21 protein-coding genes are annotated in these 22,321 nt (G+C 64.3%); 16 read left to right on the top strand and 5 right to left on the bottom strand.

Annotated features, from left to right (window positions below):
• Position 1: 1 nt before the first annotated feature.
• Positions 2-883 (top strand): diaminopimelate epimerase, encoded by an 882-nt coding sequence (dapF, locus tag CXY73_RS17420; protein WP_104178454.1) that lies wholly within the window; start codon positions 2-4, stop codon positions 881-883.
• A gap of 179 nt (positions 884-1,062) precedes the next feature.
• On the opposite strand, the gene CXY73_RS17415 is transcribed toward dapF, so the two are convergent.
• On the bottom strand, positions 1,063-1,671 hold the full coding sequence (locus CXY73_RS17415) for a class I SAM-dependent methyltransferase (protein WP_104178453.1): 609 nt from the start codon (positions 1,669-1,671) through the stop codon (positions 1,063-1,065).
• Between the two features lie 40 nt (positions 1,672-1,711).
• On the opposite strand from CXY73_RS17415, the gene hflX reads away from it, so the two are divergent.
• Together hflX and CXY73_RS17400 are read left to right on the top strand one after the other, a co-directional pair.
• Positions 1,712-3,292: a GTPase HflX gene (gene hflX / locus CXY73_RS17410; protein ID WP_104178452.1), complete on the top strand. Its 1,581-nt coding sequence runs from the start codon at positions 1,712-1,714 to the stop codon at positions 3,290-3,292.
• 360 nt (positions 3,293-3,652) lie between these two features.
• On the top strand, positions 3,653-4,129 hold the full coding sequence (locus tag CXY73_RS17400; RefSeq protein WP_146071807.1) for a hypothetical protein: 477 nt from the start codon (positions 3,653-3,655) through the stop codon (positions 4,127-4,129).
• 281 nt (positions 4,130-4,410) lie between these two features.
• Here CXY73_RS17400 and CXY73_RS17390 read toward each other — a convergent pair whose 3' ends face one another.
• Entirely contained in the window at positions 4,411-4,713 is a 303-nt protein-coding gene (locus tag CXY73_RS17390) for a hypothetical protein (RefSeq protein ID WP_104178448.1), read from the bottom strand.
• A gap of 22 nt (positions 4,714-4,735) precedes the next feature.
• Here CXY73_RS17390 and CXY73_RS17385 point away from each other — a divergent pair, with 22 nt between their 5' ends.
• Positions 4,736-5,128 carry an LOG family protein gene (locus CXY73_RS17385; RefSeq protein ID WP_199185422.1) on the top strand — a complete coding sequence of 131 codons (393 nt, stop codon included), beginning with the start codon at positions 4,736-4,738 and terminating at the stop codon, positions 5,126-5,128.
• Between the two features lie 111 nt (positions 5,129-5,239).
• Here the strand turns inward: CXY73_RS17385 and CXY73_RS17380 are convergent, their stop codons facing one another.
• A complete protein-coding gene (locus CXY73_RS17380; protein ID WP_104178447.1) occupies positions 5,240-5,875 on the bottom strand; it encodes a LysE family translocator in 636 nt (211 codons plus the stop codon).
• A gap of 421 nt (positions 5,876-6,296) precedes the next feature.
• Here CXY73_RS17380 and CXY73_RS17375 point away from each other — a divergent pair, with 421 nt between their 5' ends.
• Positions 6,297-7,262 (top strand): methylenetetrahydrofolate reductase, encoded by a 966-nt coding sequence (locus CXY73_RS17375; protein ID WP_199185421.1) that lies wholly within the window; start codon positions 6,297-6,299, stop codon positions 7,260-7,262.
• Positions 7,263-7,350: 88 nt separating this feature from the next.
• A complete protein-coding gene (gene metE, locus CXY73_RS17370; protein ID WP_104139532.1) occupies positions 7,351-9,696 on the top strand; it encodes a 5-methyltetrahydropteroyltriglutamate--homocysteine S-methyltransferase in 2,346 nt (781 codons plus the stop codon).
• 110 nt (positions 9,697-9,806) lie between these two features.
• Here metE and lexA read toward each other — a convergent pair whose 3' ends face one another.
• Positions 9,807-10,511 carry a transcriptional repressor LexA gene (gene lexA, locus CXY73_RS17365; protein WP_104139529.1) on the bottom strand — a complete coding sequence of 235 codons (705 nt, stop codon included), beginning with the start codon at positions 10,509-10,511 and terminating at the stop codon, positions 9,807-9,809.
• Between the two features lie 290 nt (positions 10,512-10,801).
• Between lexA and CXY73_RS17360 the strand changes: the two genes are divergently transcribed.
• From CXY73_RS17360 to CXY73_RS17325, 8 genes are all read left to right on the top strand, one after another.
• Positions 10,802-11,215, top strand: a complete 414-nt coding sequence (locus CXY73_RS17360) for a LysM peptidoglycan-binding domain-containing protein (protein ID WP_104178446.1) — start codon at positions 10,802-10,804, stop codon at positions 11,213-11,215.
• Positions 11,216-11,246: 31 nt separating this feature from the next.
• Complete coding sequence (locus CXY73_RS17355) at positions 11,247-12,371, top strand: histidinol-phosphate transaminase (protein WP_104178445.1); 1,125 nt, start codon at positions 11,247-11,249, stop codon at positions 12,369-12,371.
• Between the two features lie 9 nt (positions 12,372-12,380).
• Positions 12,381-13,004 (top strand): imidazoleglycerol-phosphate dehydratase HisB, encoded by a 624-nt coding sequence (hisB, locus tag CXY73_RS17350; protein WP_104178444.1) that lies wholly within the window; start codon positions 12,381-12,383, stop codon positions 13,002-13,004.
• Positions 13,001-13,633 (top strand): imidazole glycerol phosphate synthase subunit HisH, encoded by a 633-nt coding sequence (gene hisH / locus CXY73_RS17345; protein WP_104139517.1) that lies wholly within the window; start codon positions 13,001-13,003, stop codon positions 13,631-13,633. Before hisB ends, hisH begins: the two co-directional genes overlap by 4 nt.
• 93 nt (positions 13,634-13,726) lie before the next feature.
• Complete coding sequence (gene priA, locus CXY73_RS17340) at positions 13,727-14,473, top strand: bifunctional 1-(5-phosphoribosyl)-5-((5-phosphoribosylamino)methylideneamino)imidazole-4-carboxamide isomerase/phosphoribosylanthranilate isomerase PriA (protein ID WP_104139514.1); 747 nt, start codon at positions 13,727-13,729, stop codon at positions 14,471-14,473.
• Positions 14,473-15,312: an SseB family protein gene (locus CXY73_RS17335; RefSeq protein WP_104139511.1), complete on the top strand. Its 840-nt coding sequence runs from the start codon at positions 14,473-14,475 to the stop codon at positions 15,310-15,312. Before priA ends, CXY73_RS17335 begins: the two co-directional genes overlap by 1 nt.
• Positions 15,313-15,360: 48 nt before the next feature.
• On the top strand, positions 15,361-19,971 hold the full coding sequence (locus CXY73_RS17330) for an ATP-dependent helicase (RefSeq protein WP_104178443.1): 4,611 nt from the start codon (positions 15,361-15,363) through the stop codon (positions 19,969-19,971).
• Entirely contained in the window at positions 19,964-20,752 is a 789-nt protein-coding gene (locus CXY73_RS17325) for a DNA-formamidopyrimidine glycosylase family protein (protein ID WP_104178442.1), read from the top strand. Before CXY73_RS17330 ends, CXY73_RS17325 begins: the two co-directional genes overlap by 8 nt.
• A 68-nt stretch (positions 20,753-20,820) precedes the next feature.
• On the opposite strand, the gene CXY73_RS17320 is transcribed toward CXY73_RS17325, so the two are convergent.
• Complete coding sequence (locus tag CXY73_RS17320; protein ID WP_104139504.1) at positions 20,821-21,186, bottom strand: DUF1844 domain-containing protein; 366 nt, start codon at positions 21,184-21,186, stop codon at positions 20,821-20,823.
• 289 nt (positions 21,187-21,475) lie between these two features.
• Here CXY73_RS17320 and infC point away from each other — a divergent pair, with 289 nt between their 5' ends.
• Together infC and rpmI are read left to right on the top strand one after the other, a co-directional pair.
• Positions 21,476-22,102 (top strand): translation initiation factor IF-3, encoded by a 627-nt coding sequence (infC, locus tag CXY73_RS17315; RefSeq protein ID WP_104081252.1) that lies wholly within the window; start codon positions 21,476-21,478, stop codon positions 22,100-22,102.
• Positions 22,095-22,289, top strand: a complete 195-nt coding sequence (gene rpmI / locus CXY73_RS17310; RefSeq protein ID WP_092341054.1) for a 50S ribosomal protein L35 — start codon at positions 22,095-22,097, stop codon at positions 22,287-22,289. Before infC ends, rpmI begins: the two co-directional genes overlap by 8 nt.
• Positions 22,290-22,321 lie beyond the last annotated feature (32 nt).

Below are 22,321 nucleotides of genomic sequence, written 5' to 3'. Positions count from 1 at the left end.
CATGGGCATCACTCTGAACTTCACCAAGGGCCACGGTACGGGTAACGATTTCGTGCTGTTCGCTGATCCCGACGGAAAATTGGAACTGACGCCGGCGCAGATTCGTGCGGTGTGCGACCGCAAGTTCGGAGTCGGTGCTGACGGCATCATTCGTGCCGTGCGCAGCCAGAACCTACCCGACGGTGCTGCCGCCCTCGCCGAAGACGATGGGGCCGAGTGGTTCATGGACTATTGGAACGCCGACGGCACCGTCTCGGAAATGTGCGGAAACGGCATCCGCGTCTACGCCAAATTCCTGATTGAAAACAACCTGGCCGAGCTGCTGCCCGGCGACACCCTCATCATCGGCACCCGCGGCGGCGTGCGCGACGTACAGCGGAATGCGTCAGGTTTTCAGGTCGATCTCGGCCGGTGGAAGCTCGACGGAACCGAGCCGCTCGTGCGCACCAAGAACCTGCCCGTCGCCCGTCCGGGCCTCGGCATCAACGTCGGCAACCCGCACACGGTCGTCGCTCTCGCCGACGACGACGAGCTGGATACCGCGGACCTCACTTTCATCCCGCAGCTCGACCCAGAACCGGTCGGCGGCGTCAACATCGAATTCGTGGTGCCGAACGACCCGCTCGTCGTCAATGGCGTGGGGCGGTTCCGCATGCGCGTGCACGAGCGTGGCAGCGGCGAAACGTTGTCGTGCGGAACCGGTGCGGTCGCGGCCGCCCTGGCTACCCGGCACTGGGCCGGGAAAACGGCACCGCATCAGTGGCGGGTCGAGGTTCCCGGCGGCGTGCTCGGGGTGCGGATGTTCCCGGCGGAGGACGGCGAGCACGTGTCGCTATCGGGGCCGGCTGAACTGGTCTTTGACGGGGTACTGAATTTGGGCTGACGGCGGTTTCTGGTCGTGGGGCCGTGGTGGCGGCGTCATCCGACCCTCGCTCAAGCATCGTGGGTGCTCAGGGTGCTCAGGGCGCTCCGCGAAAAACGTGACCGGCGCCCTACTAGCCCGCGAAGCTCGTCACTCCGCGAAAGGCCCCGCCGTCACGGTCAGTTGCGAGTCGGAGGAGGTTACTTGCGGTGCACTTGGAGTACTCGGAAGCCCTTGCTGATGGCCTCACGGGTGGTCTCGAAGGTGTCGGGGAGCTCGGCAGTCAGCCAACGTTGGAGTGAGTCGGAGCCAAGGTTGCGCTGGACGACGAGCCAAGCATCCGCTTCTGATTCGAGGCGGGGCAGCCAATTCTGCATCAGGCCGTGTAGTTCGTCCTTGCCGACCCGAATGGGCGGATTCGACCACACGGTGCGAAAGCTGATGTCTGCGGGCACGTCGGCGGCGAGCACGGCCTTGACGTTGGTGAGTCCGAGGGTGGCGGCGTTGGTGCGCACGAGGTCGAGGGCGCGCTCGTTCACGTCCACGGCCCAAACGGTGGCCTCAGGGGAGGCCAGGGCGAGGTGGAGCGCGATTGGGCCCCAGCCGCAGCCGAGGTCTAGAAAGTGCCCAGTCAGGGGCGGATCGGGGGCGTACTTCAGCAGCACCTCGGTGCCGGTGTCGATGTGGGCGGGGCTGAACACCGAGTTGGCGGTCGTGAGTTCATGATCTTGCCCGTGCAACTGCACCGTAATCTGGCGGGTTTTCAGTACGGTGCCGGGCGCCGGAGAAAAATAATGGTCGGACGACATAAGAGGAACCTTTCAACTTCGTTGAACTAAGGTTAATGGGATGAAGGATTCAACGGCGCCCCGCGGCAACGACGCAGTAGAAAACGAGCCCGTAGAACCGGCACTTGACGCCGACGATGTCGTCGCGCGCGTGTTGGCCAGCGCCGACAGCAAGGCTGCCGGCTATTCACTCTTCCGCAGCGGATCGGCTCAGGCCCTGCAAGCGCAGTCTGCCGGCGAGTATGACGGCAGCGACCACGACGGTGACCAATCCGAACGTGCCGACCGTAACGCCCTGCGTCGCGTCGGCGGCCTGTCCACCGAGCTTGAAGACGTCACCGAGGTGGAATACCGCCAGCTGCGCCTCGAAAACGTGGTCCTGGTGGGCGTCTATACCCACGGCACCGTCGACGACGCCGAAAACTCCATGCGCGAACTGGCCGCCCTGGCCGAAACGGCCGGTGCAACCGTGCTCGACGGTTTGTTGCAGCGTCGAGCCACCCCCGACCCCAGCACCTACCTCGGCAAGGGCAAAGCTCAGGAAGTCGCCGACATTGTCAAAGCGCTCGGCGCCGACACCGTCATCGCCGACACCGAACTCGCTCCCAGCCAGAGGCGCGCCCTCGAAGACGTGGTCAAGGTCAAGGTCATCGACCGCACCGCTGTGATCCTCGACATTTTCAGCCAGCACGCCAAGAGCCGGGAGGGCAAGGCGCAGGTCGAACTGGCCCAGATGGCCTACATGCTGCCGCGCCTGCGCGGCTGGGGTGACTCGATGTCTCGCCAGGCCGGTGGCCAGGTCGGTGGCGCCGGGGCCGGAATGGGCTCGCGTGGTCCCGGTGAGACCAAGATCGAACTCGACCGTCGCCGCATCCACACCCGGATGTCCAAGCTGCGCAAGCAGATGGTTGAGATGAAACCCGCTCGCGAGGCCAAACGCGCCAACCGCAAGCGCAACACCGTTCCCTCGGTCGCGATCGTCGGTTACACGAACGCCGGCAAGTCCAGCCTGCTGAACCGCATCACCAAGGCCGGAGTGCTCGTCGAGAACTCCCTCTTCGCGACCCTCGACGCCACCGTGCGCAAGTCGACGACCACCGACGGCCGCTTGTACACCCTCACCGACACGGTCGGCTTCGTGCGCAACCTGCCCCACCAACTGGTTGAGGCGTTTCGCTCGACCCTGGAAGAAGTCGCCGACGCAGACGTGATCGTGCACGTCGTCGATGGATCCCACCCCGACCCGGTTGCGCAACTGGCGACCGTGCGCGACGTTATCTCCGAGGTCGGCGCTCGGGACATTCCCGAATTGGTCGTCTTCAACAAGAGTGACCTGATCAGCGACGACGACCGGCTCGTGCTGCGCGGCCTCGAGCCGAAAGCGACGTTCGTCTCGGCCCGAACCGGTGAGGGCATCGAAACCGTGCTGGCCGCGGTGGCACTGCTGCTGCCGACGCCGCAGATCGAACTCGACCTCCTCATTCCTTACGACCGCGGCGATCTGATAGCGGTGCTGCACGATCAGGGCCGCATCGAGACGACCGAATACGTCGAAGCGGGCACCCACGTGACGGCGTTTGTCACCCCGGAGATCGAGCCCCAGTTCGCCCCGTTCGTCATTCTGTCCGCGCTCTCTGCGTAGCTTTCTGCTTCAAGTCGGGCGTGCTCACGATGAAACGGTCTATTCCGCGGTTCCTTGTCTTCCTCGTCGTAATGGTGGCACCGAGTTCCGCTCTCATACTGGTCCTTTCGGCCAGTCTTGGTGTGGACGCCTCAATTCAGGCGTGGATTCCGATGGCGCTAGGTGTGCTCTTTGCGATTAGTGCCTTCGTGGCCTGGCTGGTTCGACCAAGTTGGAAACAGCTCACATCGCAATGGACGGAGTAAGTGGGTCTGAAGCCGCCGTTTTCGGGAGGGACCGGGCCATGAATGTCGCTTGTAAGCTGAACCCCGAATGGGAATGGCTACTAAAGCGCAGGCATGTGCAAGGTGGTGGTGGCGCGTGAGTACACTCAATCGACAGAATGCAGCAGTCTGCGATCCCGGATCGGTGATACTCACGATGCTTCTCGGGGTTTGTCTCGGCGTGGCCTCAGCGGCTGTATATGCCATCGGGTCACATCTCGCGGTCGCACTCGCAAATCCTTGGGCTGCGGCTCCGCCGCTGATGGTTGAACTCTTGTTCAGCACATTTACTGGCCTTCTGTTCAGCCTGGCCGCTCTCGTTGGGGCGTCTCTCGCTTTGGGTATATTCGATCATCGTCTGCAAACTTCACGCGTCGCCCAGGGCATCATTGCGGGTATCGGCACCGTTCTCCCTGGACTAGGGCTTTTCGCCTACTTTGGCCAGAGCGCAGCCATCGGTTTTGGTGGCATTGTCGGCGTGCTCACTTTCATCGCAGGTGCCTCATTTACATTGATGTACGTCCGGTCGCGGGCACACGTCGCGACCGACCCGCATCGGCGGCAACGCCACTGAATGGCGGTGCCGCCGACGCCTACCCGCGGAACCGCCTACGGGACCATTGCGTGTGCGTCGTCTTGGACGCGGAACAGCAGTCCTGCAAAAAGCAGAAAGACAGCGGCACCCAGCCATTCGCTTATGCCTCCGGGCTCTGATGCAACGAATAACGCGCTCACCCCCAGCCAAATCAGTACCCCGGCCAAAACCGCGAATAAGCGCATGCCGTACAGCGAGATGAACACTAGGTAGTGCGCTCCAACGATGATGAGTGCGGCGGGGAAGAAAAGAACGGTCTCCTACGTGCCGAGGGCGATTGCAATCAGTATCCCGAACGGTACGGTGAACGCGTACTGCAGAGGTAGTGCCGCTGATGGATGCCCCTTCGGTAAAGCGATTGGGCCGCCCAGCATCTTCATGAGCAGAGTGCTCAGCGGGAAGATCAGCATGCCGCCGAAGAAGAGCGCAGCCATGCCAGCACTGACGGGGCCCCAGGTGAACACCGCGCTGGCCGCCGCCCAGACGACCGCGGACACCACCGGTCCCGGGAATCCGGCACGGTAGATGCGACGCACATCGGCCTGGGCTTGTGAAACTTCCATGTCATCCCCAATGATCGAGCGATTGAGCGAACCGCAAATACGGATGCAGCCCCGAGCCGATCATGGTGCACGCTCCGCTACCGCACCAATCAAAAAGGTGCAGCCGCGCTCGCCCGTACGTTGGCTGACTAAGGAATCGGGATCGTTTATGGAGGAATTCTTTGAAGTCTGGACCTCGCAGCAACTGGGCATCCACACGAAAACCGTGGCGCTGTACAACATCGATGGTTTCTGGGGCCCGCTCATAGCTGCCATCGATGCCAGCGTGGATGCAGGATTTCTCCGACCGACTTACCGGGCCGCACTGATCATTTCTGACAACGCTCTGGACCTATTGAATCAGCTCAAAGTCTGGAAACCGGCACCGCAGAAGTGGAATGAATCAGGCACAACGAGGGTGGTCCCTTTCGCGTAATTTCGCACCCATGCGAGCATTCGGCGACTGTGTCGCCGATCCTATTTGGGAAACCCTCTGGGGGACGAAAACAAGCATGGAGTCCACGATGGACTTTCGGCCACAGTGTGGCTATCGGTGCTCGAGAGCGAGCTTGACACCAAATCCGATGAGAACAGTTCCGGCGCACCGGTCAATAATGCGAAGCGCGCGGGCCTGGGCCAGCCATCGACGCGCAGAGTTCGCCCCGACGATGATGACGGCGAACCAGACCAGGCTCATGAGCGCGTGAACGGCGGATAGAAGCAGCCCCATAGCGAGCGGCGAGGTGCCTTCTGGAATAAACTGAGGGATTGTTGCGATATAGAACACGCCAATTTTGGGGTTGAGCAGGTTGGTCCAGGTGCCGGTACTGAATGATCGCCATAGCGAGGCCGATTCGGTTGTCGCGGTGGTGGCGTGACCGTTGCCCGTGCTGTGGAAGCTCTTGACAATCATGCTGACACCCAGGTAACCCATATATAGCGATCCGCCGATAGTCACCATTTGGTACGCAAGGTGAGACGCCGCGAGTAGCGCGGCGGCCCCAAGCGCTGCAGCCGCACCCCAGATGAGCGCGCCGGTTGCGATTCCGAAAGCTGTCACGACGGCTTGACGCCGACCCCGCACGAGCGCAGAGCGGAGCACCAGAGTCGTGTCCAGTCCGGGGATGACCGTGAGGATCGCGGCTACTGTCGCAAATCCGAGTACCGCTTGCGAGATCGTCACCGCATCATGCTACGTGTACACCTGCGGCCTTTGAACACGATTGCGCACGTGTCGCCCAACGACTGAAACCGGACGGCCGCACAAAACGCCATCCATACCCTTCGTGTCCGACATCAGCTGACGCTCACCGTCGGTCGAATTCTCGCCGACCTTCTCGCGACGGCGAAACTCCCTGCCTCGAACGTTTGCGTCCTTGCCCAATAGATGCCGTCTGACCGCCGAGATGACACGAATTGTCATATTCGAATCGTTCGACGTCGGTGTTGTTACTGTCGAATCAATCGTTGCCGACGGAATTCATTTCCTTGGCATGGAGCGACAGCCGAGCCCGGCATCCGCCCGCGAAGAACCGCCAGCATGCTGGCGCGTACGCGGCCACCCGGCCATCACCCGCTGTACTGCTTCTGCCGAATGAGGAACCATGACCACGACAGGAATTTCCGCGTGCAACGCCCGCCCGGCGTTCTCGTTCGAGGTGTACCCGCCCAAATCGGCGGCCGCAGCATCCGCTCTCACGCACACCATCGACCGCCTGGCCGCAGCCGGCCCCGAGTTCATCTCGGTCACCTACGGTGCCAACGGCTCCTCGCGCAACTCTTCTCTGGACGTGCTGCGCTACATCAAGGACCACACCGAAGCGGATGCGATGGCGCATCTCACCTGCGTCGGCTCCTCGCACGCAGACGCGAGCCGCCTCATTCGGGAGTTCCTCGACGCCGGCATACGCAGCTTTCTGGCCATTCGCGGCGACGCACCGCAGGGCGCGGTCGAAGGCGACAACACTTTTCTCGGCGATCTGCACAGCGCGGGGGAGCTCGTGCAGCTTATTCACCGCGTGCAGACCGAACGGGTGCCGTACATCGAGACGGTGATTCCGGGCCTGCCCGGCGCCCGCGGGGTGAAAACGGAACGCAGCAAGGTGCGCATCGGAGTCGCGGCCTTTCCGAACGGACACCCCAACTCCCGGTCGGTCAGCCAGGACATCGACACCCTGCTGGCCAAACAAGCGGCCGGTGCCAACCTCGCCATCACCCAACTCTTCTTCCACGCCGACGACTACCTGAGCTTCATCCAGCGGGCTCGATCGGCCGGGGTGCTCTTTCCCATTCTTCCCGGCATCATGCCGGTGACCAGCCCGAACCGGTTACGCCGAATTCTGCAGCTCTCCGGCGAGAAGTTGCCTGCGGAACTCTGCATCGAGCTCGAGGTCGAACCGACCGAGGAAGGGCAGCGCCAGATCGGCATCGACTACGCCGTGCGCCTCGGGCAGGATGTGCTTGCGGGCGGCGCCCCCGGACTCCACCTCTACGCCTTCAACCAACACGAGACCGTGCTGCAGGTTCTCGAGGGGTGTGGGGCACTTCCAGTGCCGGCAGCCATGCTCTAGGCCTCACGCCCGCTTCAGCGTGCAGGCCCCCGTCACGTTCGATCTTTTTAACCATTCCAGCGACCAATGCTCCAATGAAGGAATATCCATGCCCAATTCACCCGCATTTCCCACCGGTACCATCCTCGGCTACCCGCGCATCGGTCGGCGGCGCGAGCTCAAGAAGGCCGTCGAAGCATTCTGGTCTGGGGCGATCGACGCGGTCGCTTTAGAGAGTGTGGCCGCCGAGCTGCGCTCGGCCACCCGCGAACGGCTCGTTGGCCTCGGGCTCGGCCGCACCGACTCGTCGATCCCCGAGTCGTTCTCGTACTACGACCAGGTGCTGGACACCATTGTCGCCGTTGGAGCGATTCCCACCCGGTTCGCCTCGCTCGTCGGTGCTGATGGAACCCTCGACCTGGCCGGGTACTTCACCCTGGCCCGCGGCGAGGGCGAGAACCTGCCGCTTGAGATGACCAAGTGGTTCGACTCGAACTACCACTACCTCGTGCCCGAGATTGGCCCGGAGACCGTGTTCTCGTTGGTCGGTGACCGCATCGTGCGCGAGTTTCTCGAGGCCAGGGCGGCCGGCTTCCTCACCCGTCCGGTGCTCGTCGGTCCGGTCACCTTTCTACTGCTCAGCAAGGCCAGCGATGAGGCGCCGGCCGGGTTCTCCCCGCTGTCCCGGCTCGACGACCTCCTTCCTGTCTACGCAGCGCTGCTATCGCGGCTAGCGGATGCCGGCGCCGACTGGGTGCAACTCGACGAGCCGGGACTGGTCAGCGAATCGATCGACGTACCACGCGGGGACACGCTGGCGGCGATCGCAGCCGCTTATGGAGTGCTCGGTCGACTCAGTGGCCGCCCCGCCCTGTTTGTCGCGGCGCCCTACGGAAGCCTCGATGATGCCCTGCCGGTTCTTGCCGACACTACCGTCGAGGCGATCGGCCTCGACCTGGTGCGGGGCACTCTGCCGCAGGCGGTGCCCGGGCTGGCCGCCAAGACCCTCGTTGCCGGGGCGATCGACGGGCACAACATCTGGCGCGGCGACCTCGCCAGCGCTTTCGAGCGCGCCGAGAGCGTGCGCGCGCTGTCCGACTCCGTCACCGTATCCACCTCGACCTCGCTGCTGCACGTGCCGCACGACGTGCTCGATGAGATCTCGTTGCCGCTCGACCTGACCAGCTGGCTGGCCTTCGCCGACCAGAAGGTGGGCCAGGTTGCCACCCTCGCGTTCGGTCTCGCTGCGGGGCGGGCGGCCATTGCCACTCCGCTCGCGGATGCCGCTGCCGCGCTGACCGCGCGCCTCGCCGCTCCGGGGGTACGCGACGGTTCGGTGCGAGCGCGTGCAGCCGCACTCACCGACGCCGATTTCACCCGTGGCGACTACGCCGATCGCCTGACCGCTCAGAATGCTGCGCTGCAGCTACCGCCGCTGCCCACGACCACGATCGGATCATTTCCGCAGACCGCCGACATTCGCCGGGCCCGCGCCCAGTTTCTCAAAGGAACCCTGCCAGCCGATGACTACCGCGACCTGATGCGCGCCGAGATCGGCCGCGTCGTCGCCCTGCAGGAAGAGATCGGACTCGACGTGCTCGTACACGGGGAACCCGAGCGCAACGACATGGTGCAGTACTTTGCTGAGAACCTCGACGGGTTCGCCGTGACCGAGAACGGCTGGGTGCAGTCCTACGGCAGCCGCTGCACCAGACCATCCATTCTGTGGGGCGACGTCTCGCGCCCGGCCCCGATCACGGTGGACTGGTCGGTGTACACGCAGAGCCTGACAGCCAAGCCGGTTAAGGGCATGCTCACCGGACCGGTGACGATTCTGGCCTGGTCGTTCGTGCGTGACGACCAGCCGCTTGGCGAGACCGCTCGCCAGGTCGCCCTTGCACTGCGCGATGAAATCGGCGACCTGGAAGCTGCGGGTATCAAGATTGTTCAGGTTGACGAGCCGGCCTTGCGGGAGCTGCTGCCGCTGAAGAAGAAGGACCACGCCGACTACCTGGACTGGTCGGTCGGCTCCTTTCGGCTGGCCACGGCCGGGGTCGCGAAAGCGACTCAAATTCACACGCACCTCTGCTACTCGGAGTTCGGCGTCGTCATCGAGGCTATCCGCAACCTCGACGCCGACGTCACGAGCATCGAAGCGGCCCGCTCACGCATGGAGGTGGTACGGCAGATTGAGGCCGGCGGGTTCAACCACGGTATCGGGGCCGGCATCTATGACATCCACTCGCCGCGAGTACCTAGCGTCGACGAGCTGACGACCCTGCTGGACACCGCCTTGGAGTCCATCCCCGAACGCCAGGTGTGGGTGAACCCGGACTGCGGCCTCAAGACGCGTGGCTACGAGGAGACGGTGCGGTCCCTGCACAACATGCTGGCTGCGACCCGGGTGGTGCGCGATCGCCGCGCTGCCGATGTGAGAGCTAGCGTCACCCGGTAGCTCACCCGCGTACCTGGCGCCGGCAGGCAGTCTTCAGGCCCGATCACCGTTTAGTGATCGGGCCTCACGCCGTGCTTTGGTCGTTCTCTTCTTTGCTTGGATCTGGCTCGCTAGACCGAGCGCAAAACGGCGACGACTTTGCCGAGGATATCGGCGTAGTCGCCAACGATGGGTTCGAAGTTGCTGTTGCGCGGCAGCAGCCAGGTGTGGCCGTCGCGCTTGCGCAGCACCTTTACGGTGGCTTCGTTGTCGAGCATGGCCGCCACGATCTCGCCGTTCTCCGCGGTTTTCTGCTGGCGAACGACAACCCAGTCGCCGTCGCAGATCGCCGCATCGATCATCGATTCACCGACGACCTTGAGCATGAACAGTTCGCCCTGGCCGACGAGCTGACGGGGCAGCGGGAAGATCTCGTCGATCTGCTGATCTGCCGTGATCGGAATGCCGGCAGCGATACGACCGACGAGGGGAACCATCGCAGCGTCGCCGACCTGCACGCCCGGGTGAAAACTGTCCTGGTCGCCGGTTCCGATGTCTTCGGGCGGGCGTTGAATCTCGATGAGCACTTCGAGAGCGCGGGGACGATTCGGGTCGCGGCGCAGATAGCCGCTTAGCTCAAGCTGGTTGAGCTGGTGAGTCACGCTCGACAGCGAGGCGAGGCCGACGGCGTCACCGATCTCACGCATGCTCGGCGGGTAGCCGCGTGAGCTGACGGAACGCTGAATCACGTCGAGGATGGCGAGCTGGCGCGGGCTCAAACTCTTGCGGCGCCGAGTGCCGGCCTTGTCGCGGGTACCGCTGGTGTTTTGTGTCACGAGGAGCGCTCCTTGAGTCGGTCCCGCGCGGATTGAAGGACGTCTCGCGGGAATGTCGGTGGTATCTGGTTGAGTAGCAATCAAGCAATTGACCTATCGAAAGTTTATCCAGTTCTCGGCCCTGAAACAAACACTTATTCGAGTGTGTTGCGCGATTTTCCGGGCAGAGACGAGAAAAAGCTTGCATGTTCGATTGTTCGAAGTTATATTCGGAACATAGTTTCGTATTCGGTCCTCCCGGCCGAGGGCCGAATACGAGACTCGCAGCCCGCCAACCTTGGAGGTTTGACATGACCACAGCATTTGCTCCCGCAGTTTCTCTCTCGCCCGTCATACGTCTTCGCCTCACCCGGCGTGGGCGAGTCGTTTTCACCACGCTCGCTGCATTGCCAGTTGTCCTGGGCGCCCTCGCATTCGCCGTCAATGGGGGAGGGGCCGAAGCCTCTGGATCTGCTAGCGGCATCGATCTCGTGTCGTACACAACCGACTCAGGCATCCTGGCCACGCTGGCCTATTCGCCGACCGACGTCGGTTCAGCCCGATTCATCACGGTCACACCCGGCCAAACTCTCTGGAACCTTGCCGAAGAGAACTTTCCCGCCGCCGACCCGCGCGACGTCGTCGCCGACATCAAGCGCCTCAACGCATTGTCCGTAGAAACGCTGCAGCCGGGTCAGCGCCTGGAACTCCCCGCTAACTCCTAGGTAGCGATGGGCAGCAGCACGTGGCCTTAGCATGGAGAGGGTGACCAGTCTCGAAGATCTTCCCCTCCGCACCAACCTGCAAGGCCGTTCGCCATACGGTGCCCCGCAACTGCATGTTCCGGTAGCCCTGAACGTGAACGAGAACACGCACGCCGTTCCCGAAGCTGTGGCCCGCGACATCCTCGCCGGCTTGGCCGAGGCCATCCGTTCAGTGAATCGGTATCCCGATCGAGAGTTCACCGCTCTGCGCGAGGCGCTCGCCCGATATCTTGGCGAAGGACTGACCGCCGACAATATCTGGGCGGCCAACGGCTCCAACGAGGTGCTGCAACAGGTGCTGCAGGCCTTCGGTGGACCGGGACGCAGCCTATTGGGCTTTGCCCCGACCTACTCGATGTACTCGATCCTCGCGTCGGGAACGGACACCACGTGGATTGCGGGAACGCGCGACGCGGACTACGAGCTGTCACCGGCTACCGCCGTGAGTGAGATCGTGCGTACCGACCCCGATATCGTCTTTCTCTGCTCGCCGAACAATCCCACGGGCACGCCGCTATCCCTCGAGACCATCGCGGCCGCCTACGATGCGACCGACGGCATCGTCGTAGTTGACGAGGCGTACGCCGAATTCGCACCCGTCGGCACGCCGAGCGCGCTCACCCTGCTGCCCGGTCGGGAACGCCTGCTCGTCTCCCGCACGATGAGCAAAGCGTTCGCCTTCGCTGGTGCCCGAGTGGGCTACCTGGCCGCCGATCCGGCCGTGGCGGATGCCCTGCGCCTGGTTCGTCTGCCGTACCACCTGTCCGCGCTGACCCAGGCGGCGGCGAACGCGGCCCTCGCTCACAGCGCCGAGATGCTCGCGATGGTCGATGACATCCGCGGGCAGCGTGACCGTCTCGTCGTCGAGCTCGCACGTCTGGGCTATGCCCCGCACCGTAGCTGGAGCAACTTCGTACTGTTTGGGGGAGTAACCGAACCGCGCGAGACCTTCGAAGCGCTGCTGGGTGAGGGAATCCTCATTCGCGATGTGGGCATCGCTAACCACCTGCGCGTGACGGCCGGCACCGAGCAGGAGACGACCCTGTTCCTCGACGCCATTGCCCGACTTGGTCGCAGTGACCGCCCCGGTCAAACCGTGCCCGCCCAAGCCGAATAAACTAGACCCATGAGCTCACCTGCTGACACTCCCGTGCCCCGCGTCGTACACCTGCAACGGGAGACGAGTGAATCCAGCATCGATCTGTCGCTGAATCTCGATGGCACGGGCGTGAGCGACATCCGCACCTCGGTGCCGTTCTACGACCACCTGCTGACGGCGTTCGCCAAACACTCCCTGACCGACCTCACGGTGCGCGCCTCCGGCGACATCGAAATCGACGTGCACCACACCGTCGAAGACGTTGGAATCGTACTTGGCCAGGCGATTCGTCAGGCGCTTGGCGACAAGTCGGGCATCTCCCGCTACGGAGACGCCCTCGTGCCCCTCGACGAGGCGCTCGCCCAGGCCGTCGTCGATATTTCCGGCCGTCCCTATCTCGTGCACACCGGCGAGCCGGCTGGCTTCGAATTCCACCTCATCGGTGGGCACTTCACCGGCTCTATGGTGCGTCACGTCTTCGAAGCGATTACCTTTCACGCCGGCCTGACGGTGCACGTCACCTTGCTTGGCGGACGCGATCCGCACCACATTGCCGAGGCCGAATTCAAAGCGTTCGCCCGCGCCTTTCGACTCGCCAAAGCCCTCGACCCGCTGGTGCACGGCATCCCGTCTACCAAGGGAGCCCTATGACGAACGTCGTCGTCTTCGACTATGGAACCGGAAACGTGCACTCCGCCGTCAAGGCGCTCGAGTTGGCCGGCGCCGAAGTCATTCTCACGAGCGACCGCATGACTGCACTAGAGGCCGACGGTCTCGTCGTGCCGGGGGTTGGAGCGTTCAGCGCCGTGATGGCAGCGCTCAAATCCGTGCGCGGTGACGACATCGTCGACCGTCGTCTGGCCGGCGGTCGCCCGGTGCTCGGAATCTGCGTGGGAATGCAGGTCATGTTCGAGCACGGAGTGGAACGCGGCGTGGACACCGAGGGCCTCGGCGAATGGCCGGGAACGGTCACCGAACTTCCCGCGAAGATCCTGCCGCACATGGGTTGGAACACCGTCACGAGCGCACCCAACTCCGAATTGTTCCGAGGCATCGAAGATGAGCGGTTCTACTTCGTGCACTCCTACGCGGCGCAATCCTGGACGCTCGAGGTCATGCCGCCGTTTCCAGAGCCCCGGCTGACCTGGGCTGATCACGGGGCTCCGTTCCTGGCGGCGATCGAGAACGGACCACTCAGCGCGACCCAGTTTCACCCGGAAAAATCGGGGGAGGCAGGCATCCGTTTGCTGAAGAACTGGATCGGCACGCTGCACAGATAGCCCTGCGCGCCTAGACTTCACAGTTCAATCCACACCACAGCCACGGCCCCTGCAATTGGTCGCACAGCGCGACCGCACCAATCAAGGACATCAATGAGTGAGTTCAACAAGACACCGAGGCTCGTCCTCCTGCCCGCCGTCGATGTGGCCGGCGGCAAGGCTGTGCGCCTGACCCAGGGCGAGGCCGGCACCGAAACGAACTACGGTGACCCCGTCGACGCCGCGGCCGACTGGGCACGGCAAGGCGCCGAGTGGATTCACCTCGTCGACCTCGACGCGGCCTTCGGCCGGGGCACCAACACCGGTGTGATCAAGAAGGTCATTCGTCAGGTCAAGGGCGTGAACATCGAGCTTTCCGGCGGTATCCGCGATGACGAATCGCTTGAAGCGGCACTGACCACGGGCGTCAAGCGCATCAACCTCGGTACCGCAGCGCTGGAAAACCCGGAGTGGGCGGCGAGCGTCATCGCACAATACGGTGAGGCAGTCGCCGTTGGCCTTGATGTACGTGGAACCACGCTGGCCGCGCGTGGCTGGACCAAAGACGGCGGGGACCTCTGGCAGGTTCTCGAACGGCTCGAAACTGCCGGGTGCGCCCGCTATGTGGTGACCGACGTCACCAAGGACGGCACCCTGCAAGGCCCGAACATTGACCTGCTACGTCAGGTACTCGACCGTACGCGCAAGCCGGTCATTGCCTCCGGCGGCATCTCGAGCCTCGATGACATTGAAGCGTTGCGCAAACTCGTACCACTGGGGCTCGAGGGTGCCATCGTGGGCAAGGCGCTCTACGCCGGCGCGTTCACCCTGGCCGAAGCCCTGGACGTCGCGGGGGACTAATGGTTCGGGCGCGAAACCTCGGCTCAACGGGAGACCCCTCGGGTGGGCCGGGCTCGGGGCGTTCAGATGACGCGAATGAGCCAGCCAACACGGCCGACTCGGCCGGCCAGCCATGGGCCGGCCGTGAATTCGAGGCCAATCCCGATGCCGGTGATGACGGGGTCGCGCCCGCCGCTCTTGCTGCTGCCGTCGCCCGTTTCCAGGCCCGAGAAGCCGGCGAAGAAACCGTCATTGACGCCATTCGCTCTTCGAGGCTGCTGATTCCGCTGGTGACCAGGCTCGGCGATGCTGCACTGAACGCGCGCGGGCAAACAATCGACAAGACCCAGGAACTATCGATTATCACAGTCGCCGGCCCGGACGGCCGCACAGTGCTCCCCGCCTTCTCGTCGACCGCGGCCATGACGGCGTGGAACCCTCTCGCCCGGCCCGTTCCAGCGGATGCCGTGCGTGTCGCCCTGGCCGCCGCGCAGGAAAACACCGATCTGGTCGTGCTCGACCCGACATCGCCCGGCGAATTTGTCGTTCGGCGGCCGGCGCTCTGGGCGATCGCTCAGTCGCTGCCGTGGACCCCGAGCTACGCGAGCCGCTTCATCGCCGACGCCTTCACTGCATCAATCGCCACGGAACTCTCGGTGCTCTCGGTTCAGCTCATGGCGGGTGACCCGCTGGCGCAGCTCAAGGGTCCCGAACTCGTGGTCCAACTGGAATTGATCGACGGCCTCACCCAGTCGGACCTTGACGCGATTCTGAGCCGCCTCGGCACCCGGTGGTCGGAGAGCGAGATCATCACGACCGGCGTGGATTCATTACGAGTCAAGCTCGTCGCTTCCGCGTAGGGTTCCAAGTGAAATCCGAATGTCGGTGGTGTGAGCGACAATAACGGTATGAGCGACGTTCTTGAACGATTCTCCCCGGCAACTCGGGCCTGGTTCACCGAGGCCTTCGCGGCGCCGACAGCCGCGCAGCTGGGAGCCTGGGACGCCATTTCGCTTGGTTCGCACGCCCTCGTGGTGGCTCCGACCGGGTCGGGCAAGACCCTCGCCGCGTTCTTATGGGCCATTGACCAGCTGGCCAGCGAGTCGGCAGTGCCCGGCACCCGAGTGCTGTACATTTCGCCGCTCAAGGCACTCGGCGTTGACGTGGAACGCAACCTCACCGCTCCGCTCGTGGGAATCACTCGTTCGGCCCAGCGGCTCGGTCTGGTACCGCCGCAGGTCACGATTGGCGTGCGCTCGGGAGACACCCCGGCCGCCGACCGGCGCAAACTGGTCAGCTCGCCGCCGGACATTCTTATTACCACCCCGGAGTCGCTATTTCTCATGCTGACCTCGGCCGCCCGCGAATCGCTGCGCGGCGTGCAGACCGTCATCATCGATGAGGTGCACGCGGTCGCGGCGAGCAAACGCGGCGCCCACCTGGCCGTGTCCCTTGAACGACTCGACGCCCTGCTGAGCCATCCGGCTCAACGTATTGGGCTCTCGGCCACCGTGCGGCCGCAGAGTGAGGTGGCACGATTTCTCGGCGGTGCAGCTCCCGTGCAGATCGTGGCGCCGCCCGCGTTGAAGCGGTTCGACCTGCGGGTGGTGGTTCCGGTCGACGACATGAGCGACCTCGGGCCGGTACCGCAACGCGAGGGGGTCACGTCGGCCGCGGCCCCGCAGACCGGGTCGATCTGGCCGCACGTCGAGGAGGCCATCGTCGACGAGGTGCTCGCGCATTCCTCGAGCATTGTGTTCGCCAATTCCCGCCGGCTCACCGAACGCCTCACCGCCCGGTTCAACGAAATTTATGCTGAGCGCCTGGCCGGAGAGGAGGCGTCCGCTCTCGTGAGGGTGTCGCAGGGTGACGCCGGTATGGTGGGCACACTTCAGGCCGCCAGGCCGCCGGCCGAGCTCATGGGCGCGAGTGGCGAGAGTGCGGGGGCCGAACCGCTGCTCGCGCGCGCGCATCATGGTTCGGTCAGCAAAGAGCAGCGCGCGCTCATCGAAGACGACCTGAAATCGGGGCGGCTGCGCTGTGTCGTCGCCACGTCGAGCCTCGAACTCGGCATCGATATGGGCGCCGTCGACCTGGTTGTGCAGGTGGAGTCACCGCCGTCGGTGTCGAGCGGGCTGCAACGGCTCGGCCGGGCCGGGCATCAGGTGGGTGAGATTTCGCGCGGAGTTATCTACCCCAAGCATCGGGCCGATTTGATTCACGCCGCGGTCGCCGCCGAGCGCATGGTCGCCGGAGCCATCGAATCGCTGCGGGTGCCGACGAATCCGCTCGATATCCTGGCACAACAGACGGTCGCGGCCTGCGCGCTCGAACCGATCGACGTCGAGACTTGGTTCGACACCGTGCGGCGCAGCGCACCCTTTGCAACCCTGCCCCGCTCCGCCTATGAGGCCACCCTCGACCTGCTGGCTGGCCGGTATCCATCAGATCAGTTCGCGGAATTGCGCCCGCGCATCGTCTGGGATCGCGACGCCGGCACCCTCACCGGCCGCCCCGGCGCGCAACGGCTGGCCGTCACCAGCGGTGGCACCATTCCCGACCGTGGTCTATTTGGTGTCTTCATGGTCGGCGGAGAGCAGGTCACCGGCAAACGGGTCGGCGAGCTCGACGAGGAAATGGTCTACGAGTCGCGCGTGAACGATGTTTTCGCGCTCGGCACTACGAGCTGGCGCATTCAGGAGATCACGCACGACCGGGTGCTCGTCGTGCCAGCCTTCGGGCAGCCCGGGAGGCTGCCATTCTGGAAGGGCGACGGGCTGGGCCGACCGGCCGAACTCGGCCAGGCTATCGGCGCGTTCGTGCGCGAGGTCGGCAGCCTCCCGGACGACCAAGCCAGGGACCGCTGCGCCGTGGGTGGCCTCGACGAACGGGCGATCAGCAACCTACTGGCTTTTCTCGGCGAGCAACGCGCTGCGACCGGGCAGCTGCCGACCGACCGCACGCTCGTGGTCGAACGCTTTCGGGACGAACTGGGGGACTGGCGGGTCGTGTTGCATTCCCCGTACGGCACCCCGGTGCACGCACCGTGGGCGCTCGCAGTCGGTGCTCGAGTGCGCGAACGCTATGGAATCGATGGCTCCTGCGTGGCGAGTGACGACGGCATCGTCGTGCGCATTCCCGACACTGAAACCGAGCCGCCCGGCAGCGAATTGTTCGTGTTCGACCCCGACGAACTCGAACAGCTGGTCACCGAGGAGGTCGGCGGCTCTGCTCTGTTCGCCTCCCGGTTTCGCGAATGCGCCGCCCGGGCTTTGCTTCTGCCCCGCTACAAGCCCGGCGCCCGCTCGCCGCTCTGGCAGCAACGCCAGAAGGCCGCCCAACTGCTCGACGTGGCCCGCACCTTCCCCACTTTTCCGATCATTCTCGAAACCCTGCGGGAATGCCTGCAAGACGTTTACGACCTGCCTGCCCTCGGGGTGCTGGCCCGGAAGATCGCCTCACGCGAGCTGCGCCTGATCGAAGTCACGACCGACACCGCCAGCCCGTTCGCGAGTACTCTGCTGTTCGGCTATGTCGCAGCCTTCATGTATGAGGGCGACACCCCGCTGGCCGAGCGGCGGGCGACCGCCCTCGCTATCGACTCGAGCCTGCTGGCCGAACTTCTGGGCCGGGTCGAACTGCGGGAGCTTCTCGACCCGGCAGTCATCGACCAGACCGACCGGGAACTGCAGCGGCTCACCCCCGACTATCGGGCCAAGGGCGTTGAGGGTGTCGCGGATCTGCTGCGCACCCTGGGGCCACTCAGGACCAGCGAGGTCGCCGAGCGGATGCTTATGCCCGCGCCCGAATCGCCGCCCGCGCACGATGCGATTGGCGTGGAGGAGGCCCTGCTCGCCCTCGTCGATGCCCGCCGCGCCATCCGGGTCAACGTCGGTGGTGAGGATCGCTGGGCGGCGATCGAAGATGCCAGCCGGTTGCGCGATGCCCTCGGCGTTCCCCTGCCGATCGGCGTTCCCGCCGCCTTTACCGAATCCGTGCCTGATCCGCTCGGTGATCTGGTGAGCCGCTATGCACGTTCCCACGGCCCCTTTACGACGGATGCCGTCGCCGACCGGTTTGGCCTCGGCACGGCCGTTGTACAGATCGCCCTGGGCCGACTCGCCGACGCCCGACGAATCGTGGCCGGCGAGTTCCGACCGAACGGCAGCGGCCTGGAATGGTGCGACGCTGAGGTACTGCGGCGGCTCCGTCGTCGTTCCCTCGCGGCGCTCCGGCACGAGGTTGAACCGGTCGACCAACGGGCGATCGGCCGGTTTTTGCCGGCCTGGCAGCACGTGGGCGGAAAGCTGCGCGGAATCGATGGGGTGGCATCCGTTGTTGAGCAGCTGGAGGGGGCACGTATTCCGGCATCCGCGTGGGAAACGCTCATTCTGCCCGCCCGGGTCAGTGACTACCAACCCGGAATGCTCGACGAACTCACCAACGCGGGGGAGGTGCTCTGGGCTGGTGCGGGAACGCTCGCCGGCAATGACGGCTGGGTGAGTCTGCACCTCACCGAAACCGCCCAACTCACCCTGCCGGTGCCCATCGATGTCGAAACGACGCCGCTGCAGCAGGAGATTCTGGCGACCCTGGGCAGCGGGGGTGCCTATTTCTTTCGGCAACTCGCCGATGCCGTCGGCAGCCAGGATGACCCGGAAATGGTGCAAGCGCTGTGGGACCTGGTTTGGGCCGGGCTGATCAACAACGACACCTTCGCCCCCGTACGGTCGCTCCTGTCCGGTGGTCACACCGCCCATCGACAGAGCCGGGCCGTGCCCCGGGCGCGCCTGCACCGTGGACGGTCGATGCCCCGGCCGAGCCTCCCGAGCCGCGGTGGACCACCGACGGTGTCGGGTCGCTGGTCGATTCTGCCCGTGGCCGATGACTCACCGACCCGTCGCGCGCATGCCCTGGGAGAGACCCTGCTCGAACGCTACGGAGTGGTGACGCGTGGCGCGGTCATAGCCGAGAGTGTTATCGGTGGATTCTCCCTCGTCTACCGCACGCTCACCGGATTCGAGGAGATGGCGCGCTGCCGACGCGGCTACTTCATCGAGGGGCTCGGCGCTGCCCAGTTCGCCACCGGCGGCACCATCGACCGGCTGCGCACCTTGGCCGCCGGGGTAGCCGACTCGTCGGCCGGGCATCCGGCTGTGGTGACCTTGGCCGCGACCGACCCGGCGAACGCCTACGGCGCCGCCCTGCCGTGGCCGGCATTACCCGGCGATACCACCCATCGCCCGGGCCGGAAGGCGGGCGCACTCGTTGTGCTCGTCGATGGCGCCCTCGTTCTCTACGTCGAGCGCGGCGGCAAAACCGTAGTTGCCTTTGAGAGGGATGAGACCACGCTCGTGGCCGCCACTGCGAGCCTGGCCGCTCTGGTCACGACGGGTCGCATCCAGAAAATCGCGGTCGAGACGGCCAATGGTGTGTTCGTCATCGGCACCGAGGTGGGTGCGGCTCTGCGCGCCGCCGGATTCACCGAGACTCCGAAAGGGCTGAGGCTTCGTGCCTGAGGGCGATACCGTCTATCGCACGGCCCGAAACCTCGACCAGGCGCTGCGCGGCAGCATTCTCTCCGGCTGCGACATCCGCGTGCCGGCATTCGCGACCGTCGATCTCACGGGCCAGACCGTGCACGAGGTCGTCAGTCGGGGCAAACATCTGCTGCACCGGGTCGGCGAGACGAGCATCCATTCGCATCTCAAGATGGAGGGCGCCTGGCACCTGTATCGACCCGGCACGCGGTGGCAGCGGCCGGCGTTCCAGGCCCGCATTGTGCTGCAGACCCCGGACTGGGTCGCGGTCGGGTTTGAGCTCGGTGTGCTGGAGTTGATTCCCACCCGGGCCGAGTCGGAGGTGGTCGGCTATCTCGGACCCGACCTGCTCGACACCGAATGGAATGCGGGCGATAGCGCCGAAGCTGCCACTCGCCTCGCTGCAAGGCCCGAACAACCGGTCATTCTGGCCCTCGCCGACCAGCGCAATCTGGCCGGGCTCGGCAACGTCTATGTCAACGAACTCTGCTTTTTGCGCGGACTATTGCCCGCCCGGCCCATGGCCGACGTCACCGACGTCCCCGGGCTCATCGCATTGGCCCGGCGCTTGCTTCTGGCCAACAAAGACCGCGACGAACGCACGACCACCGGCAACCTACGACGCGGAGCCCAGACCTGGGTCTACGGGCGAGGCGGTCAGGCGTGCCGACGCTGCGGCACCCACATTCAACGCAGCACCCTCGGCCGCAGCGATGTCGAGCAGCGCAACACATTCTGGTGCCCACGCTGCCAGAGCTGACTCAAGCTGCGCGGAACGGATGCCATCAGTCGGGGTGACCGGCGACATCCGTTCGTAAGGCAAGGAGGTCAGTTGACCGGGCCGGTGAGCTTCTCGCCGGGGCCTTCGCCGATCGCGTCGGGAATGGCGGATGCCTCGCGGAACGCCAGCTGCAGTGAGCGCAGCCCGTCGCGCAGGCTTCCTGCATGAATACTGGAGATGTCCGGGGCGGCGGCAGTGACCAGTCCGGCGAGGGCCGTGATGAGCTTGCGCGCCTCGTCGAGGTCGATTTGGGCGTCGGGATCCTCGGCCAGCCCGCACTTGACGGCGGCCGCGCTCATCAGATGCACCGCGGCCGTCGTGATGATCTCCACTGCGGCCACATCGGCGATATCGCGTGTTGCCTGTGCTGCGTCCTGCTCAAAACCCGTATCCTGCTCAAAACTTTGGCTCACTGCATTCCTCTGCTACGATCGTTATTAGTTCCGAGACAATAGTCTCGGTACGAAAGTGGAGAATCTCCCACCCGCGCATACCGCTTCATCAAGGTTACCGGGTAGATTGCACTCCGCCGTAACGTTATGGCCTCCCTCGGGAAGGTAGCAGCGTGAAGGTAGACAGGGTGCCGTGTGGAACACGTCAACGAAAAAGTTGGTGTGGAAATCGCGTGATTTTCCTCTCTTCGTCCCCAGTCGGCATCCGCTGTCTGGTTGTGATCACGAAGTTAACCAAGAGGAGAGACGCATCAGCGATCCCCGTACAAATGACCGTATACGCGTCCCCGAAGTTCGTCTCGTTGGTCCCAACGGCGAGCAGGTCGGGGTCGTGGCGATTGATGTTGCCCTGCGCCTGGCACAGGATGCCGACCTCGACCTCGTCGAAGTCGCACCCGAAGCCAAGCCGCCCGTGGCCAAGATCATGGACTACGGCAAGTTCAAGTACGAGGCTGCGCAGAAGGCCAAGGAGGCCAGGCGCAACCAGGCGAACACGATCCTGAAAGAGGTTCGTTTTCGTCTCAAGATTGATACGCATGACTACGAGACCAAGCGCAAACGCGCCGAAGGCTTCCTGAAGTCCGGTGACAAGGTCAAGGCCATGATTCTTTTTCGTGGCCGTGAACAGTCCCGGCCTGATCAGGGCGTACGACTGCTCCAAAAATTTGCCGAGGACGTCGCCGAGTACGGTTCCGTGGAATCTACTCCGATGATCGACGGTCGAAACATGGTCATGGTGATTGGCCCGTTGAAGAACAAGTCAGAAGCCAAGGCTGAGATCAACGCCCACAAGGCTGCCGAGAAAGCAGACAAGGTCGCCGATAAGGCAGACAAGGTTGCCGACAAGGCAGCGAAACAGGAGGAACCGAATGCCTAAGATGAAGACCCACTCCGGAACCAAGAAGCGTTTCAAGGTCACCGGCAGCGGAAAGATCATGAAGCAGCAGGCCGGACTTCGACACAACCTCGAAGTCAAGAGCACGCAGCGCAAGTCCCGTTTGAACCAGGACCAGGTGCTGGCCAAGTCAGACCAGAAGGTCATCAAGAAGCTTCTCGGTCTGTAACACCAGGCCCCGTAACGAATAAGGATTTGTAA

It is taken from the genome of Cryobacterium sp. Y50 (assembly GCF_002929805.1).
Taxonomy (GTDB): Bacteria; Actinomycetota; Actinomycetes; order Actinomycetales; family Microbacteriaceae; genus Cryobacterium.
The sequence above is the reverse complement of the archived record's forward strand: the minus strand, read 5'-3'. Positions and strand labels throughout refer to the sequence as shown.

Bases quoted from the DNA above. Each gene is read 5' to 3' on its own strand.
- CXY73_RS17415 (WP_104178453.1), bottom strand. From the start codon at position 1,671: ATGTCGTCCGACCATTATTTTTCTCCGGCGCCCGGCACCGTACTGAAA.
- CXY73_RS17330 (WP_104178443.1), top strand. From the start codon at position 15,361: ATGAGCGACGTTCTTGAACGATTCTCCCCGGCAACTCGGGCCTGGTTC.
- CXY73_RS17335 (WP_104139511.1), top strand. From the start codon at position 14,473: ATGGTTCGGGCGCGAAACCTCGGCTCAACGGGAGACCCCTCGGGTGGG.
- hisB (WP_104178444.1), top strand. From the start codon at position 12,381: ATGAGCTCACCTGCTGACACTCCCGTGCCCCGCGTCGTACACCTGCAA.
- hflX (WP_104178452.1), top strand. From the start codon at position 1,712: ATGAAGGATTCAACGGCGCCCCGCGGCAACGACGCAGTAGAAAACGAG.
- CXY73_RS17360 (WP_104178446.1), top strand. From the start codon at position 10,802: ATGACCACAGCATTTGCTCCCGCAGTTTCTCTCTCGCCCGTCATACGT.
- CXY73_RS17355 (WP_104178445.1), top strand. From the start codon at position 11,247: ATGGAGAGGGTGACCAGTCTCGAAGATCTTCCCCTCCGCACCAACCTG.
- CXY73_RS17390 (WP_104178448.1), bottom strand. From the start codon at position 4,713: ATGGAAGTTTCACAAGCCCAGGCCGATGTGCGTCGCATCTACCGTGCC.
- priA (WP_104139514.1), top strand. From the start codon at position 13,727: ATGAGTGAGTTCAACAAGACACCGAGGCTCGTCCTCCTGCCCGCCGTC.
- dapF (WP_104178454.1), top strand. From the start codon at position 2: ATGGGCATCACTCTGAACTTCACCAAGGGCCACGGTACGGGTAACGAT.
- rpmI (WP_092341054.1), top strand. From the start codon at position 22,095: ATGCCTAAGATGAAGACCCACTCCGGAACCAAGAAGCGTTTCAAGGTC.
- CXY73_RS17375 (WP_199185421.1), top strand. From the start codon at position 6,297: ATGACCACGACAGGAATTTCCGCGTGCAACGCCCGCCCGGCGTTCTCG.
- metE (WP_104139532.1), top strand. From the start codon at position 7,351: ATGCCCAATTCACCCGCATTTCCCACCGGTACCATCCTCGGCTACCCG.
- hisH (WP_104139517.1), top strand. From the start codon at position 13,001: ATGACGAACGTCGTCGTCTTCGACTATGGAACCGGAAACGTGCACTCC.